Annotated in this window: 11 protein-coding genes and 5 tRNA genes; 10 read left to right on the forward strand and 6 right to left on the reverse strand. The window is 39.6% G+C overall.

The window, feature by feature from the left end; genetic code table 11:
- Positions 1 to 47: 47 nt before the first annotated feature.
- The 6 genes from QL986_RS09160 (at position 48) to QL986_RS09185 (ending at position 2008) form a co-directional block, all read left to right on the forward strand.
- Positions 48 to 123 (forward strand) — tRNA-Lys (locus QL986_RS09160).
- Positions 124 to 194: 71 nt separating this feature from the next.
- A tRNA-Lys gene (locus tag QL986_RS09165) sits at positions 195 to 270 on the forward strand.
- A 71-nt stretch (positions 271 to 341) separates the two neighbouring features.
- Positions 342 to 417: transfer RNA gene (locus QL986_RS09170), tRNA-Lys, on the forward strand.
- Positions 418 to 481: 64 nt separating this feature from the next.
- A tRNA-Lys gene (locus QL986_RS09175) sits at positions 482 to 557 on the forward strand.
- Positions 558 to 707: 150 nt separating this feature from the next.
- The gene (gene nadA / locus QL986_RS09180; protein WP_013464643.1) at positions 708 to 1748 is read left to right on the forward strand and encodes a quinolinate synthase NadA; all 1041 of its coding nucleotides are present in this window, start codon (positions 708 to 710) and stop codon (positions 1746 to 1748) included.
- 170 nt (positions 1749 to 1918) lie between these two features.
- Positions 1919 to 2008, forward strand: a tRNA-Ser gene (locus QL986_RS09185).
- 52 nt (positions 2009 to 2060) lie between these two features.
- Here QL986_RS09185 and QL986_RS09190 read toward each other — a convergent pair.
- The 5 genes from QL986_RS09190 to QL986_RS09210 form a co-directional block, all read right to left on the reverse strand.
- Complete coding sequence (locus QL986_RS09190) at positions 2061 to 3698, reverse strand: diguanylate cyclase (RefSeq protein WP_024601361.1); 1638 nt, start codon at positions 3696 to 3698, stop codon at positions 2061 to 2063.
- A gap of 165 nt (positions 3699 to 3863) precedes the next feature.
- A complete protein-coding gene (locus QL986_RS09195) occupies positions 3864 to 4745 on the reverse strand; it encodes a c-type cytochrome (protein WP_013464645.1) in 882 nt (293 codons plus the stop codon).
- Between the two features lie 298 nt (positions 4746 to 5043).
- Positions 5044 to 6156 (reverse strand): methyl-accepting chemotaxis protein, encoded by a 1113-nt coding sequence (locus tag QL986_RS09200; protein WP_013464646.1) that lies wholly within the window; start codon positions 6154 to 6156, stop codon positions 5044 to 5046.
- Positions 6157 to 6385: 229 nt separating this feature from the next.
- Positions 6386 to 6775: a DUF2750 domain-containing protein gene (locus QL986_RS09205; RefSeq protein WP_013464647.1), complete on the reverse strand. Its 390-nt coding sequence runs from the start codon at positions 6773 to 6775 to the stop codon at positions 6386 to 6388.
- A gap of 64 nt (positions 6776 to 6839) precedes the next feature.
- Positions 6840 to 7418 (reverse strand): TetR/AcrR family transcriptional regulator, encoded by a 579-nt coding sequence (locus QL986_RS09210; protein ID WP_013464648.1) that lies wholly within the window; start codon positions 7416 to 7418, stop codon positions 6840 to 6842.
- Positions 7419 to 7591: 173 nt separating this feature from the next.
- On the opposite strand from QL986_RS09210, the gene QL986_RS09215 reads away from it, so the two are divergent.
- Positions 7592 to 8635 carry an alkene reductase gene (locus tag QL986_RS09215; RefSeq protein ID WP_013464649.1) on the forward strand — a complete coding sequence of 348 codons (1044 nt, stop codon included), beginning with the start codon at positions 7592 to 7594 and terminating at the stop codon, positions 8633 to 8635.
- 59 nt (positions 8636 to 8694) lie between these two features.
- Here QL986_RS09215 and QL986_RS09220 read toward each other — a convergent pair whose 3' ends face one another.
- Positions 8695 to 10434, reverse strand: coding sequence for a PAS domain S-box protein (locus tag QL986_RS09220; protein WP_013464650.1), 1740 nt, complete (start codon positions 10432 to 10434; stop codon positions 8695 to 8697).
- Between the two features lie 402 nt (positions 10435 to 10836).
- Between QL986_RS09220 and QL986_RS09225 the strand changes: the two genes are divergently transcribed.
- The 3 genes from QL986_RS09225 to QL986_RS09235 all read left to right on the forward strand — a co-directional run bounded on the left by QL986_RS09225 (position 10837) and on the right by QL986_RS09235 (position 15367).
- The gene (locus QL986_RS09225; protein ID WP_290191479.1) at positions 10837 to 13110 is read left to right on the forward strand and encodes a TonB-dependent receptor; all 2274 of its coding nucleotides are present in this window, start codon (positions 10837 to 10839) and stop codon (positions 13108 to 13110) included.
- 68 nt (positions 13111 to 13178) lie between these two features.
- Positions 13179 to 14309 carry an alkaline phosphatase family protein gene (locus QL986_RS09230; protein ID WP_290191506.1) on the forward strand — a complete coding sequence of 377 codons (1131 nt, stop codon included), beginning with the start codon at positions 13179 to 13181 and terminating at the stop codon, positions 14307 to 14309.
- The gene (locus QL986_RS09235; protein WP_036956166.1) at positions 14306 to 15367 is read left to right on the forward strand and encodes an alkaline phosphatase D family protein; all 1062 of its coding nucleotides are present in this window, start codon (positions 14306 to 14308) and stop codon (positions 15365 to 15367) included. Before QL986_RS09230 ends, QL986_RS09235 begins: the two co-directional genes overlap by 4 nt.
- Positions 15368 to 15486 lie beyond the last annotated feature (119 nt).

Below are 15486 nucleotides of genomic sequence, written 5' to 3' on the forward strand. Positions count from 1 at the left end.
TAATCGGCGGATTTACGCGCACTTACTTTTTATAAGTAAACCAGAGCGGGTCATTAGCTCAGTTGGTAGAGCAGTGGACTTTTAATCCATTGGTCGATGGTTCAAGTCCATCATGACCCACCATTCTTTTTTATATTTAGAATGGTCTAATCGGCGGATTTACGCGCACTTACTTTTTATAAGTAAACCAGAGCGGGTCATTAGCTCAGTTGGTAGAGCAGTGGACTTTTAATCCATTGGTCGATGGTTCAAGTCCATCATGACCCACCATTCTTTTTTATATTTAGAATGGTCTAATCGGCGGATTTACGCGCACTTACTTTTTATAAGTAAACCAGAGCGGGTCATTAGCTCAGTTGGTAGAGCAGTGGACTTTTAATCCATTGGTCGATGGTTCAAGTCCATCATGACCCACCATTCTCTATTGAATGGTTATAATCGGCGGATTTACGCGTACTTACTTTTATAAGTAAATCAGAGCGGGTCATTAGCTCAGTTGGTAGAGCAGTGGACTTTTAATCCATTGGTCGATGGTTCAAGTCCATCATGACCCACCACTTCTGTTACACTTTCTTCGATATAAAATATTTCCGACTATCTCCCTAATTTTTATTTATAAACTGCCTTGTTAGATTGCTATTATTTAGTGTTCGTTTCTCGTATAATTTGCACTATTAATTACACTGTAAATAAAGTGGTCGAGAACAATGAGTTTAGCTCAAACTATTATGCCAGAAGGCTATATCTTTCCTCCTAAGCCAGCTCCGTTAACACAAGACGAAAAAGGCGAATATAAAGCGCGAATAAAGCAGTTACTGCAAGAAAAAAACGCGGTACTTGTTGCTCATTATTACACTGATCCTGAAATTCAGGCACTCGCTGAAGAAACAGGCGGTTGTGTAGCCGATTCACTAGAAATGGCACGCTTTGGCGCTAGACACGAAGCCGACATGATCATTGTCGCGGGCGTACGTTTTATGGGTGAAACCGCTAAAATTTTAACCCCCAATAAAACTGTGGTTATGCCAACACTTGAAGCGACTTGTTCATTAGATATTGGTTGCCCTGTTGATGAATTTTCAGCATTTTGTGATCAACACCCAGATCGTAAAGTGGTGGTATACGCTAACACCTCTACCGCGGTTAAAGCGCGTGCTGATTGGATTGTTACCTCATCGTGTGCACTTGAAATAGTAGAGCACTTAGATGAGCAAGGCGAAAAAATTATTTGGGGCCCAGATAAGCATTTAGGCAGCTATATTCAAAAGAATACCGGTGCCGATATGATCATGTGGAACGGCGCATGTATCGTACATGACGAATTTAAAACCAAAGCCTTAAAAGACATGAAGGCATTGCACCCAGATGCGGGCGTACTTGTGCATCCAGAATCACCGGCTGAAATTGTTGAATTAGCCGATGCAGTTGGCTCTACTAGCCAGCTAATTAAAGCAGCGCAAACTATGCCTAATAAAAAGTTTATTGTAGCCACCGATCGCGGTATTTTTTATAAAATGCAGCAACTATGCCCAGAGAAAGAGTTTTTCGAAGCTCCAACGGCCGGTAGCGGCGCTACGTGTAAAACTTGCGCTCACTGCCCATGGATGGCAATGAATGGCTTACAAGCGATTGAGGAAGCACTGATTGATGCCAGCGGTAAAGAAGTGTTTGTTGACATGGATTTGCGCGAAGGCGCACTTAAATCATTAAATCGCATGCTTGATTTTACAGCCAATATGGCAAAATAATAGATGGCAATATAATGCATTAGATAAAGGCGATACTCAGGTATCGCCTTTTTTATTTGCTTATAGGTGGTTAGTTTGATTATTGAGCAGTTAAAAGCGTGATGTTAAAAAGGCCTTGCACCAAGCAAGTGTATTTCATACTATAGCGCGCTGTTGCAATGCAACATTGTGGAGAGATGGCTGAGTGGCTGAAGGCGCACGCCTGGAAAGTGTGTTTAGGTTAATCCCTAACGAGGGTTCGAATCCCTCTCTCTCCACCATTATTCTATATTAGGACGTCTCAAGGCGTCCTTTTTTGTGCCTGTAATAACACTAAACGTGTTGGCGTTTGTTTTTACGTTGGTGCTTTAATGTATACATTCGTTGGTCGGCTAAGGTTAAGCAGGCTTTGTAGTCATTACATTCCTCACTACTTGCTATGCCATAGCTCAGGCCTGATAGGGGCCAGTTTTTCTGTACTTGTTGATGAATATAATTTAACGATTCGTTGATGCTCAGGGTGAGTTGGCCGAGCTGTTGTGCTGATTTAACGTTACACACACAAATAAACTCATCACCGCCAGTTCTGCATACCTCACCTTTATCGGCTAACGCGCTTTTAATTAACCGTGTAACTTCAATGAGTAGTTTGTCACCGTGAGCATGACCTAGGTGATCGTTAACGCTTTTAATATTGTCGCAATCTATAAACACTATGAGGTAAAAATTATCTAAGTTATCGAGCACTTGTTGTAATTGCAGCCGGTTTCCTACTTTGGTGAGTGGATCTATGCGTGATAACTCTAGCGCTTTTATATAATTGTTTTGCTTTATTTTTAGCCATTCAGATAAAGAAAGCAAAATACAGATACAATCAATGGCCAGAGCAATAAGCACCCATAATTCAGGTGAACTTATTTCTATTAAATTTAGGTGCGATAAAATAAAAATAACCAAGGATAAGCTATAAACAAGGTTGCCAGTTAAAAAGTATTTCGCTCTAAAGTCCTTCATCCCCAGCATTGTAAAGCCAAGCTTTAAGCTTAAATACACCCAAATTGCAGCGAGGAAGTGAGCTAAATAGAACACCCAATGGAAGGATAAAAATAGGTTTAAAAAACCACAGGCAAGTGCCGTTATGGAAAAGTACTTTAAAAATCGGCTAATACCAGAACGGGTATGTTGGTCAAAGTTAAATAAGTAATAGGCAAATGAGCTGGCAGAGGCAATAGCAAAGGCAAAAATATACATGCCAAAGTAATGGGTGTTAATCGCATGGTAATTAAAAAGTAGCGCAGCTATCCCCGCTGCGAATGCCCAACCAATGCCATGTAACCCTATGTAACCTGCACAAAATAATGCCACGCGATGTCGTGTTTTAAAAAACATGATCAAGGCCATGCAAGCCAAGGTCAGCATTATCGTTATAGACACTAAGCTTAATGAATTGATATAAAACTGAAGTTTAACAAACCTAGATTGAGGAATAACGTTAATGCTGACAGGTTTGGCAAAGTGCTTAGCATTAACATAAAGCCATAAAACACCGTGTGAATTAGCTTCTAGTTGTAATTCAAAAGCTCGGCTGTGCATTACAATGGCTGATGGGATGGCACTATCTTGTGAAAAGTCAGCGACTTTTCTGATCCCACTAGCATCTTGATAAAAAGCAACGCCACTATCTAAGTAATTAACTTGGGGTATTATATACCAGCGTCCAGCGCTCGTTGTGGTTAAACTAATTTTTGCTATTGCACTGCCATTCGCACTGTACAGCGAAGTGATGGGAGTATTAACATTGTCATAGGCATTAACGAGTTGCTCACCTTGGGTTGGTTTAGCTAAATCTACTTGATGCCAAATAGCTGATTTTAATTGTAAGCTGTCATTTTCGTTTAGTGTTACAGCAGATGCACTAAAACCAATGGTTTGTAGTAGCAAACAACATATTAAATTGAAAGTGTACCGCATGTAATACCTAAGTTAGTGATCCTTAAAAATTATACTGCATTTTTAGCAGAATAATTATCGTTATGACTGTTTCAGCGTATTTTTACTTAAAATGTGGCTGTTAACTTTATATCGCTCCAAGAAGATAAATAAGTAAGTGGCAAATTATTACGCTACAGTACGTTGTTATCGACGCACGTCTTTTGGTGCGCCACCTTTTGGCCAGTCATCCGCTTTATTGGCAAAAATAGGGCGTTCTAAATGTGAAAAGTAATAAGCAATATCAATAGCTTGTTGCTCGGTTAACATGCCTTCTTGGCCCAATGGCATATTTCCTTTAATAAATGCCGCTGCGGTGTAAGTGCGTGCCATACCTGCACCATCATTAAACGACTGACTGCCGGCAATGGCTGGGAACATGTAAGTATTATTAGGATATAAGCCTTGACCGTCTAGTTGGTGACAACTTGCACAGTGCTGAACGTAAAGAGTTTTTCCGTTATCGGCGTTTGGTATTAGCTCTTTATTAATAGCGACAAAGCCCGTGTTTCCTTGCAGGTCGTCTTTGGTTTTTATATTTTGTGATAAAAAGTTCATGTAGCTGACAATAGCCTGCATTGGCACTGAATTAGTAGGCAGTGGCTGACCGTTCATTGAGCGTTGAAAACAGCCGTTAATTCTGTCTTCAATGGTGTTTATTTGTGCATTGCGAGAGCGATATTTAGGGTATACCACATTCATGCCCACATAAGGCGCGGCTTTGGCTACACGCCCTTCATTAAGATGGCAAGTGCTACAATTGAGCTTATTATTTACGTTATTGGGAAGTTGTTTATAGGTATCAATAATTAATAAGCGCCCATAACGAATTAAATCCGACTCAGGGCTGGCATCGAGCTCATTAATAGCGGGCGTTACTAGGGTGTTAGGGTGATTTGCTGATAAGTTTATAATTGTGGGCGCATTACTTAACGCTTTTTGCACGAGTGATTGTGTTTGCGCTTCTTGTGAGCATACGGGCAAAGTAAATAACGTCGCGAATACAACACTAAAATGAACTTTAAACATAATTAAAACCTAAATAAAAAAGAGTATTTAAACGACAGTGCTCATTATTGCTGCAATGTGGCTAAGTGTTTTTAATACCGCTGAATTGGTAAGATGAATCAGTAAACCGTGACCCGCTATCATAAAAATATAGTTAATGATTACTTAAAGGGTTAATAATTTAGTTAGTTTAATTATTGAACAGCAGTGCTTAGGTGGAGGTGTTATTAGTTTGTGATTAATTTATATAAGTTTGGTATGCATAGCCAAATGATTATGAACCATAACGCTATGCAAAGTGAGGTGTTTTTTGACTATTTTATTTACAGTTATAATCCATAATTTTGTGTGATAAAGCGCTAAGTATGTCCACTACTTTAAAACTTGCTTGCTCCATAAGAGATACTTTTTCTACAGCAGTATTGATATCGCCTAATTGGAATGCTTCTAAAGCAGCAAAGCCATTCTTATGGACATCTTCATGTGGTTGCTCTAATGCTTTAAAGTCGTTAATGCTTGAATATTTTAATGCACCTTCACCTTGGTAATACCATTTACCTAAACGACACATGGTATGATCAGAAAAGTCTTCTGCAGTCTTATTTGATTGCCCTAAAATGACTTTATAAATATCGTATTTCCATACAATGTGATCCATTTTTACTGTTTGAATAAATGCATCGGCACTTGAATTAACAATAACGCTATACATATTTTGTGATAGTTCAACCACCTTTTTAGCGGTAGCATCAATTTCTGATGAGCTATTTGCAATGCCATCACTTTCTTCGCTAACGTTAGTAATGTTAGTTACAACGCTTTGCATTTGCTCATTGACCTTAGCTATTAAATTAGAGATCTCGTTAGATGCATCAGAAGAGCGCTGAGCGAGCGTTCTTACTTCATCTGCCACAACAGCAAAGCCTCGTCCTTGCTCTCCGGCTCTAGCGGCCTCGATGGCCGCATTAAGTGCAAGTAAATTTGTTTGATCAGAAATCCCTTTAATTATGTTTACAAAATCATTAATTCCGATTGTTACTGACTGCAATTCTTTAACGGATTTAGTGGCTGATTTTGTATCTCTTGAGATATTATGTGTTGACGATGAAGTCGTTGCTAACATATCTAAAATTGTATCAAGTAATTCTTGGGATGACTTAAATGACGTAATATCATTAATTAGTTTATGTGAAGTTGAGGCTAAGCTTTCTCTGATGTCACTAATTAAATCAGATGACTGTAATGATAATGTGTTTAATTCACGCTGTTTTACAAAGGCTGTATCATTTGCTATTTCATTGTCGTTTTGTTGTGATTGCTCGCTGTTTGCTGCTAACAATTGCGCTTCAAGCTTTTCATTGGTTTTTTTTAATTGAATTAACTCGTTATTTAACTCATTAATTTTGTTTTTATATTTTGAATTGAACAGCATGTAGACCCCAATTTAAACACAGAAAATAAACGTATATTTTTTATTAAATTTACCTGAACATTGATTACTTTATTCGATTTTTTACAGGGGTGGAATTGACGTCCACCCAGGTCGATTTTTATAAAAGTAAGTTACAACACTATAATAGATGCTTTATAACCTTTTGGTAAATAAACTTTTCTTTTAATGCTTATAATAAGCTTGTTTAAGGTGAACACTGCTTTAGAAGTTAGTACTTCCTAATTGATTTACTCAACTGGGCTTGAAACTCATCAGGGAATAAAATTGTGCCGTCGTCTTCTTCGGTAGGGAACACGGCCACCAGTAAGTCGTCTTCTTCAAGGCCAGGTGTCCAGCGGCTAAACCAATCGTTTGTTGGAATTGCTTTAGGTGTACAGCCTTGCCATTCGCCGGTTGCCCAGGCTTGTGCGAACTCTCGTGTTGGCCATACCGGCACGCAATCGTCGTCCTCGTTAGTGAGCATTACGCAGCCGTCGTCATCGTTTAAAATCCACACTTGCTTAAATTGCTGCACGGTTTCGTACATGTATGCGAGTCGTTTTTTTGCGCCAAGGCCTAAAATTACGTCGTCTTGCTTTGATAAATTATCGGTGGTCATTTTTGGCTCTCTCTCACTGTGGAGTATACAAAGAGCAGCGAGCTGCTGCGCTTTAAAATTTAGTTTAGCTGATGGCTGCTAGTAGCTCATTGGCTAGTTGGTTTAGTGCGTCGGGGTCTTGGTTTGTTAATGCGTAGGTGCGTAATCCATATATACCCATAACACAAAATCGTGCCAGCTCTATGGCACTTCGGCCATTGGTAATTTCTTTATTATCAATTGCTTTTTGTAACTGCTGCGCAAAAGCATGCTCATATGCAGTTAAATTAGTACGCAATACGTGGCAAATTTGTGGATCGTTACCCTCTACCTCGCTAATGCTTTTTGTGAGCAGGCACACTTTGGTTGCTTCACCGTCAACGCATTCTTGCACAATGATATTAAGGTATTGTTTCAGCGTATCTAAAATACAACTGCTGTGCTCAAACAGAGCAGTAAATTGAGTATTGCGATCGGTTTGGTATTGCTCAGTAGCGGCTAAAAAAATGCCTTTTTTACTTCCAAATGCTGCGTATAACGAGCCCGGATGTAAATGGGTTGCTTGAGTCAGTTTTTGCATACTGGTTTTTGCATAACCGTGAAGCATAAACATCGCCATTGCTTGGCGCAGTACAAACTCTGTATCAAATTCTGCAGTTCTCATAATGACTCTTCTCGTTGGCAGAGTAGGTAAAGCGAACTTTCAGCAATAATCCTACCTTAAACAGCGTTTAGGTAAAGCAGTTTACGCAATCTTGAACAAAGTTTCAAAATTATACTTGAATATTCATTCAAGTGACCTTATCTTGAATGTACATTCAACAAAGGATAAACATTATGTCGATAGACTTACTTTCACCTTTTAAATTAAATAACAGCATTGAACTGCAAAACCGCGTACTAATGGCACCACTAACTCGTTGTATGGCAGATGACAATTTAGTGCCTACACAAGCGATGGTTGATTACTACGCTCGCCGTGCTGATGTAGGATTAATTATTAGTGAAGCAATTATTATTCGTGCCGATGCACAAGGTTACCCAAATACACCGGGTATCTTCACTAATGAACAAGTTCAAGGTTGGAAAAAAGTCACTGACGCCGTGCATGCCAATGGCGGTAAAATGTTCGCGCAATTATGGCATGTTGGCCGTGTTGCTCACCCTCACTTTTTTGGTGGTGATGTTCTGGCGCCATCGGCGATAGGGGTTGAAGGTTCAGTACCGCGTATGCGTGAGCTAACTTATATTACGCCAAAAGCTGCCACTAAAGATGATATTAAAGGCTTAGTGGCTGACTACGCTAAAGCGGCAGAAAACGCGATGGAAGCAGGTTTTGACGGCGTGGAAATTCATGGTGCTAATGGTTATTTAATTGACCAATTTTTACATTATGCGGCAAATGAACGTGATGACGAGTACGGGCAAACACCAGAAAATATGTCTCGTTTTGCACTGGAAGTAACTGATGCCATTATTGATGTTGTAGGCAATGAGCGTACCGCTATGCGTTTAACACCAGGTGCCTACTTTAATATGAGCGAAGATAACCGTGATAAAGCAGTATTTGACTACTTATTACCAGAGCTTGAAAACCGCAAACTAGCCTATCTACACGGCGGTATTTTTGACGACAGCATGCGTTTTGATTCACTAGAAGGTAAATCAACCTCTGAATTTTTACGAGCTGGTTATGCAAGTACCTTAGTGGGTGTAGGTAGTTATAGTTTTGAAACTGCCAAACAAGCGATCAACGATAATAAATTTGATTTAATTGCCATTGGTCGCCCACTTATTGCTAACCCAGATTACATTAGCAAAATTAAAAATGGTGAAGAAGTGACACCTTATAGTGATGAGATGCTTGCTGAGTTAGTTTAAGTTTTAAAGAGTTCTCACTAATAAGCCCACAAATGTGGGCTTATTACTTAAAAGCGGATTTATGAATCTATCTTTTTAGATAATTCTGCAAGCTCTTGAATTTTAGTAACCGTTTCTTTTATGTAGCCGTTTATTTCTTCAGAAGATGCCTTTGAATTGCCTGCAAGAGTTCTTACCTCGTCAGCAACAACGGCAAAACCGCGTCCCATTTCACCTGCTCTTGCGGCTTCAATAGCAGCATTGAGTGCAAGTAAATTTGTTTGCTCTGATATTCCATTAATTGTTTCTACTATTTTGCTGATGGTTTGGCTTATATCTAATAATTCTTTCATTGATATTTGAGTTTGATTAACTGCTTTTTTTCTTTCCGTTATGTTTAAACCTATAAACATATAACTAGTGGTTTGACCATTAACATCACGAAGAGCACATATTCTCGCATCAAAGGCACTGTATTGATTATTTTTTTCAAGTTCAAAAGTTTTTGAGATATGTTTGTTTTTGTCTAAAAATGCTCTTTCTTCAACGCTGAGATCAGAAATCAGATTTTTAGCAAACTCTTCTACAGAAAAATTGGGTTTTAATGCCGTTTTTAGTAATTCGTTACAATCAAGTACTTCACCATGAAGAGACACTTGCAACATAGCTATAGACTCGCCGATAGTTTCTAGTTTGTTTGTGAAATCAAGCGCCATTTGCTTTACTTCAGATATATCAGCTTGAATTGCAATGTAATTTTCTAATTTCCCTTCTCTTATTACTGGGTTGATAGATAGCGAGGTCCAGTAAGCACTCCCCGATTTTTTATAGTTTAATATTTCTCCATAAAAAGGAGTTCGATTTTTAAGATGTGTGCGTATCGTTTCTATCATGTTTTTGTCAGAATCTTTGCCTTGTAAAAAACTGCCTGGTTTCTTACCTTTTACTTCACTTAAAGCGTATCCTGTTAAACGTTCAAATCCATTGTTTACATATTGAATATAGCCCTTAGGATCGGTGATTATTACCGCGTTGTCTGTTTCGTTTGCAACAAGTGACAACATCCGTTGTTCTTCTCTAGTTATTACCTCTTGCGTTACATCTTTGATAAAAGCTGTGTAAATAACGCGATTAGCTAATTTAATTTTCGATAGCGATAATCGCCCCCACACGGTTGTTCCATCTTTGCGTTCAATTTCAACTACTCTACTGGTACCAACTATTTTATCGACACCTGTGTCTCGGTTTGCATTTACAAGCTCATCATGGTTATGTTGTATTGCATGGGGTACTAGCATTTTTACATTGTTTCCCATTACTTCTTGTTTACTGTAACCCCACAGTGTTTCTGCGGCTTTGTTATACAAAGTGATACAATTATTTTCATCAATACATACAACTGCATCAAGGGCTTGCTCTAACGATTGCTCATTGATTTCTTTTGCTTCACGCTCTGCTGATATATCTCTTATAAAAGCGGTGTAATGTTTGTTGTTATTTACTTTCACCTGAGAAAGCGCTAATTCGACCCAAATGCGACTTCCCGATTTAGTTTGTAACTCAACTTCTCGGTAGCTGCCAACAATTTTGTCTTGCCCGGTTTCTCTATGATGATTTACATAGTCGTCGTGGTTTGTTTTATGTTCGTCAGGGACTAGTTTTCGTATGTTGTGACCGAGTACTTCATCTTCTGTGTAGCCCCATAATTTTTGCGCGGCTTTGTTATAAAAGACAATATTGTTTTTTTCATCTATGGAAACAATTGCCGTAATAGACTGTTTTAATGCTTGCTCAGCGCTATTAGCGAAAAAATTAAACATAGTGCAGCTACCTGTAATTAAAGCGTTAATAAAAAGATAGCCCAGAAAAAGCTGATTGCAAAATTGGTTTTTAACTTTGTATAAAACCGTGTTTTTGGGCTAAAAGTTATCACTTTATGGGCTCTTAACTCTTTATATCTAAGTTAAATAAGATTTTGATCAATTGCAGTTAGAAAGAGTGAGAAAATTTTATGACTTTAGAGAGTCCCTTGGCTTTTGGGTGCTGTTTTAGTCTGATTGCTCTTAATTACGATGTGCTTGATTTGATTACTTTACGTCATAATTAACTCATATTTGTTTAACCTGTTTGTCAATAAAATTGCCCCTCGTTGTCATACTTAAAAAATAGACTGTGCCCGCTTTCATAATTACCTTTTATAATTAGAATCAAATGGGACAACAATGTACGCTTTAAAAAATAAATCGATTTTGAGCATGGCTGTGGCCATGGCGGTATCAACTTCAGCTTATGCTAACGATAACGTGATAGAAGAAGTAACTGTTACTGCAAAACCAACCAGTTATGCAAACAACGTTATTGAACCTGCGATGCTAGAACAACAAAGCTCGGTATCGAGTGTGTTATCGGTAATTGATAACTTGCCAGGGATTAGCATAAACGAAGGAGACGCATTTGGCGGCGACGATTGGTCAACAACCATTACCATGCGTGGTTTTAGTATTGACTCTAACCAACAACAATTAGGTATGACGATAGACGGCATTCCTAATGGCGGTTCTAATTATGGCGGTGGTGCTAAAGCGAATCGTTACCTAGATAGCGAAAATCTTGTCACCGTGGAAGTAGGTCAGGGCACTTCAGATATTAAATCTGCCTCATTAGAGGCATTAGGCGGTACTTTTAATTTTGTAAGTAAAGCACCGAGTTTAGATAAAAGCACCACCTTTGCTTATACCTCAGGCAGTCACGATGCTTCGCGTTATTATGTTAAGCACGAAACTGGCACCATTTTCGATAATACCCAAGCGTACGTGAGTTACTCACAAACCGATACCAGCCGCTGGATTGGCTCAGGCAGCAATGGCGGAAAAGATAACCAACACGCTGAAGCGAAATTTGTTACCACCCTTGATGAGCTAACTATTACAGGGCGCTTATCGTATGACGATGTAAGCGAGAGCAACTACAATAGCGTGAGCCTAGAGCAATTTGAACAAACCCCTGATTGGGATCAGCTAACATGGAACTGGACAGGCGTTCCGCACTTTGACCAAATGTTTGCAGAAGGTTGGGGCACCTTGCGTGAAAATACTCTAGGCTATTTAAAATTTGAATACGCGATTTCTCCAACATCATTATTAACCGTTAGCCCGTATTATCATAAAAATTCTGGTCGTGGCGATTGGATCCCACCTTATTTAACGTCCCCTGTAGATGAAAATGGCAACCCAACCACCGAGGGGGGCACAAACGCAGGCTCTTATGGCTTTACAGATAGCAACGGTAATCCACTTGCGCCGAACGCAGGTTGTATCGCAAGTTTAAACTGGCCGTGGGAGTCGGGCCCTGAGCTTAATCCTGCGTGTTACGACGCTGATGCAACGCCTGTTATGTCTTATCGTCATACTCATTACAATAAAGATCGTTTAGGGGTAATTGCTAATTATCAAGCTAGCTTTGGCATGCACGATATAGAAGCGGGTTTTTGGTATGAGCAAAGTGACCGTGATGAGTCGCGTGATTGGCATAAAGTAATCGATGCCCGTATTTATCATCATTTTGATAGCACCCCATACTGGACGCAATATAAAAACACCTTTGAGACTGATACGCTTAAATGGTATGCACAAGACTCAATGGCATTTGGCGACCTTACCTTAAACCTAGGGGTAAAAAAATACTTAGTGGATATAGAAAAGTATGACCACTATAAAAACGCCACAACAGCTAAAGTAAACAGTGATTCAGACATTCTATTTAGTGGTGGTATTTTGTATCAGCTAAATAGTAATACTGAGTTATTTACCAGCTATAGCGAAAACTTTGCCGCCATTAAAGACGGTGTGCTTGAACGCGATAGCTCTGACTTATCAGCAATTAAGCCAGAAACCGCTGAAAATATTGACCTGGGTGTGCGCTATCAAAATAATGCACTTAAATTAACAGCAACGGCCTATTCAATTGAGTTTGATAACCGCATCACCTTTATAGCACCAGGCAGCGACACGGGCGGTATAGACTACACCATAGGCACAAACGGCTCGTACCTCAATGTGGGCGGTATTGAGTCCAAAGGTCTAGAGCTGTCAGCAAGTTATATGCTTAATAATGAGTGGAATGTATATAGCTCATACACCAATAATAGCTCTGAATACAAAGGCGATGCGCCAGGCTTTGAAGCTGGAGGCAAAGTAATTGACTCAGTGGATGATTTATTTGTGCTATCAACCGATTACTACAGTGGCGATTTCCGCTTTGGTTTATCGGCTAAATACACCGGTGAGCGTGGCGATGTAGATAGCTACACCGTGCTTGATTTAAACGCAGGTTATTCAGCCGAAGTTAACGCAGGCCCGTTTAAAGCCGTTGATATTGCCTTTGTGGTTTATAACATTACCGATAAAAGTTACTTGGCAGGTGGTACGGGCAATGGGAGTACTTACTTTATCGGCTCGCCACGCACAGCAGCGGTTACATTAACGGCTACTTTTTAAACCTAAAGTAATCTTATATGAGCCCATCATCGATGGGCTTTTTACTATATAAAGTTGATGAGAACACCATGAAAAGCATGATAAAAATTATCGGGTTAAGTTTAATTTTATTGTTTAATAATGTGGCATTGGCTGCTCAACAAAATGTAGTGTTAGTCACCCTTGACGGCGTGCGCTGGCAGGAAGTATTTAATGGTGCCGATAAAAACCTGCTCAATAATAAAGAATTTGTTAAGCAACCAGCACAGTTAAGCAATGAATTTTGGGATGAAAGGGTGCAACAGCGCCAGCAATTATTAATGCCGTTTTTAACACAAACGATTGCCACTCAAGGCGTAATTATGGGCGACAGAGCAAACGGCTCAGCGATGTCAGTGAGTAATCCATGGTATTTTTCATACCCTGGTTATAACGAAATTCTTACCGGCGAAGTGGATGAAAACATTAAGAGTAACGATAAAGTATTTAATCCAAATAAAACCATTTTAGAGCGATTAGATGCGCAGCCTGAATTTAAAAACAGCACGGCTTTATTTGGTAGCTGGGATGTGTTTCCTTACATTGTAAATACTAAGCGTAGTCATGTGTATGTAAATGCAGGATTTATGCCTATTGCCGATGATTTATTTGCCGATGCGCCCCTGTTAAACGCATTACAAACAGAAATCCCCAGCCCATGGCACAATGTGCGGCTTGATAGTTTTACCTATCGATTTGCTAAAGCCTATATGCTGGCTAAAAAGCCAAGATTATTGGTGATTAGCTTAGGGGAAACTGACGATTTTGCTCACGATGGCCATTACGATGCTTACTTAAAGTCGGCCAAACAAAGCGATGCATTTTTAAAAGATTTATGGCAAACCATTCAAAGCACAGCAGGTTATAAAAATAATACTACGTTAATTGTTACTACCGATCACGGCCGTGGCAGCTACGCAAACGATTGGCAACATCACAGCTCTAAACGGGCATTAGCAAAGTCGGAGCAGGGTAAAAAGGCATTTCCTGAGGGAATTATTGGCTCAGATCATATTTGGCTTGCTGCCATTGGTCCTACAATTAAAGGTAATGGCTTAATAAAAACCGATAATGAGCTTAAACAAGCGCAAATTGCCGCCACCGTTTTAAAAGCACTTGGGCAAAACCCAGACACGATTAACCCTAATATGGCACCGGCTATTAATGAGATTTTAAAATGAAACAGTTACTAAAAACCTTTAATCATTCAGCGCTGTTACTTGCTTTTGTTATTAGTGGTGGCGCAATGGCTGCGCCCTCTAAAATATTGTTTGGCTCGTGTGGGCATCAAGATAAAGACATTCCTATATTTAACGCCATCAACAAAGAGCAGAGTGATTTATTTATTTTTTTAGGCGATAACATTTATGGCGATACTAACGACATGGCCGTGCTTAAAAATAAATACCAACGATTAGGGGCAAAGCCTGGCTTTAAAACCTTAAAAGCAAATACACCATTAATAGCCATGTGGGACGATCACGACTATGGTCAAAACGATGCGGGTAAAGAGTACCCGCATAAAGAAGCATCTCGGCAAATTATGCTCGATTTTTGGGATGAACCGGCAAACTCAGCGCGCCGAACCCGTGCTGATGGTATTTATACCTCTTACATGTATGGCGAAGGCGAGCAAACCGTGCAAGTGATCATGCCTGACTTACGTTTTAATCGCGATAAACTTAATTCAGTGAGCGAACTTGAGTATTACACCAAGCGTAAAGCAAATAACCAAGGCCCGTATAGTCCAACCGAAGTAAAAGGCGCGTCTATGCTAGGGGAGGCGCAGTGGCAATGGCTTGAAGCCGAACTTAAAAAGCCAGCAGCGATTAAACTAATTGCATCAAGCTTGCAGTTACTGCCTGATTTTACTGGCTGGGAATCGTGGGCAAATTTTCCAGAGGATAGAAACCGTTTATTTGCGTTAATTAAAAAACACCAAATAAATGGCGTGGTGATCATCAGCGGCGATACCCATTGGGGGGAAATTTCAAGGTATCAACACAATCTTGATTACCCACTCATTGAAATGACCAGCTCAGGCCTGACAGAAAAGTGGAAAGACGTTAGCCCAAATAAACATCGTGTCGGTGATTACACGCATAATGTTAACTATGGGGATTTAACCATTGATTGGCAGCAAGCAGATCCAGGCTTGTCACTTAAGCTCAAAGGCATTGATGGTAACGTAATAATGCAAAGTGACTTTAGCTTATCTAGCATAAGCCCATACCAATAGTTGGTTTAATATAAAAACGCACAGTGACTAAAGTGAGTCCTGTGCGTTTAATAAATCAGCATGTTAGCTAGCTACTAGCTAACATGCTGATTTATTAACGCCAATTCCTCCTTAGCGCT

It is taken from the genome of Pseudoalteromonas sp. APC 3250, from assembly GCF_030407915.1.
Classification (GTDB): domain Bacteria; phylum Pseudomonadota; class Gammaproteobacteria; order Enterobacterales; family Alteromonadaceae; genus Pseudoalteromonas; species Pseudoalteromonas tetraodonis.

What these genes read in the sequence shown, in the direction of transcription:
- nadA (WP_013464643.1), top strand. Translation starts at nt 708, where the DNA reads ATGAGTTTAGCTCAAACTATTATGCCAGAAGGCTATATCTTTCCTCCT.
- QL986_RS09230 (WP_290191506.1), top strand. Translation starts at nt 13,179, where the DNA reads ATGAAAAGCATGATAAAAATTATCGGGTTAAGTTTAATTTTATTGTTT.
- QL986_RS09215 (WP_013464649.1), top strand. Translation starts at nt 7,592, where the DNA reads ATGTCGATAGACTTACTTTCACCTTTTAAATTAAATAACAGCATTGAA.
- QL986_RS09235 (WP_036956166.1), top strand. Translation starts at nt 14,306, where the DNA reads ATGAAACAGTTACTAAAAACCTTTAATCATTCAGCGCTGTTACTTGCT.
- QL986_RS09210 (WP_013464648.1), bottom strand. Translation starts at nt 7,418, where the DNA reads ATGAGAACTGCAGAATTTGATACAGAGTTTGTACTGCGCCAAGCAATG.
- QL986_RS09220 (WP_013464650.1), bottom strand. Translation starts at nt 10,434, where the DNA reads ATGTTTAATTTTTTCGCTAATAGCGCTGAGCAAGCATTAAAACAGTCT.
- QL986_RS09205 (WP_013464647.1), bottom strand. Translation starts at nt 6,775, where the DNA reads ATGACCACCGATAATTTATCAAAGCAAGACGACGTAATTTTAGGCCTT.
- QL986_RS09200 (WP_013464646.1), bottom strand. Translation starts at nt 6,156, where the DNA reads ATGCTGTTCAATTCAAAATATAAAAACAAAATTAATGAGTTAAATAAC.
- QL986_RS09195 (WP_013464645.1), bottom strand. Translation starts at nt 4,745, where the DNA reads ATGTTTAAAGTTCATTTTAGTGTTGTATTCGCGACGTTATTTACTTTG.
- QL986_RS09225 (WP_290191479.1), top strand. Translation starts at nt 10,837, where the DNA reads ATGTACGCTTTAAAAAATAAATCGATTTTGAGCATGGCTGTGGCCATG.
- QL986_RS09190 (WP_024601361.1), bottom strand. Translation starts at nt 3,698, where the DNA reads ATGCGGTACACTTTCAATTTAATATGTTGTTTGCTACTACAAACCATT.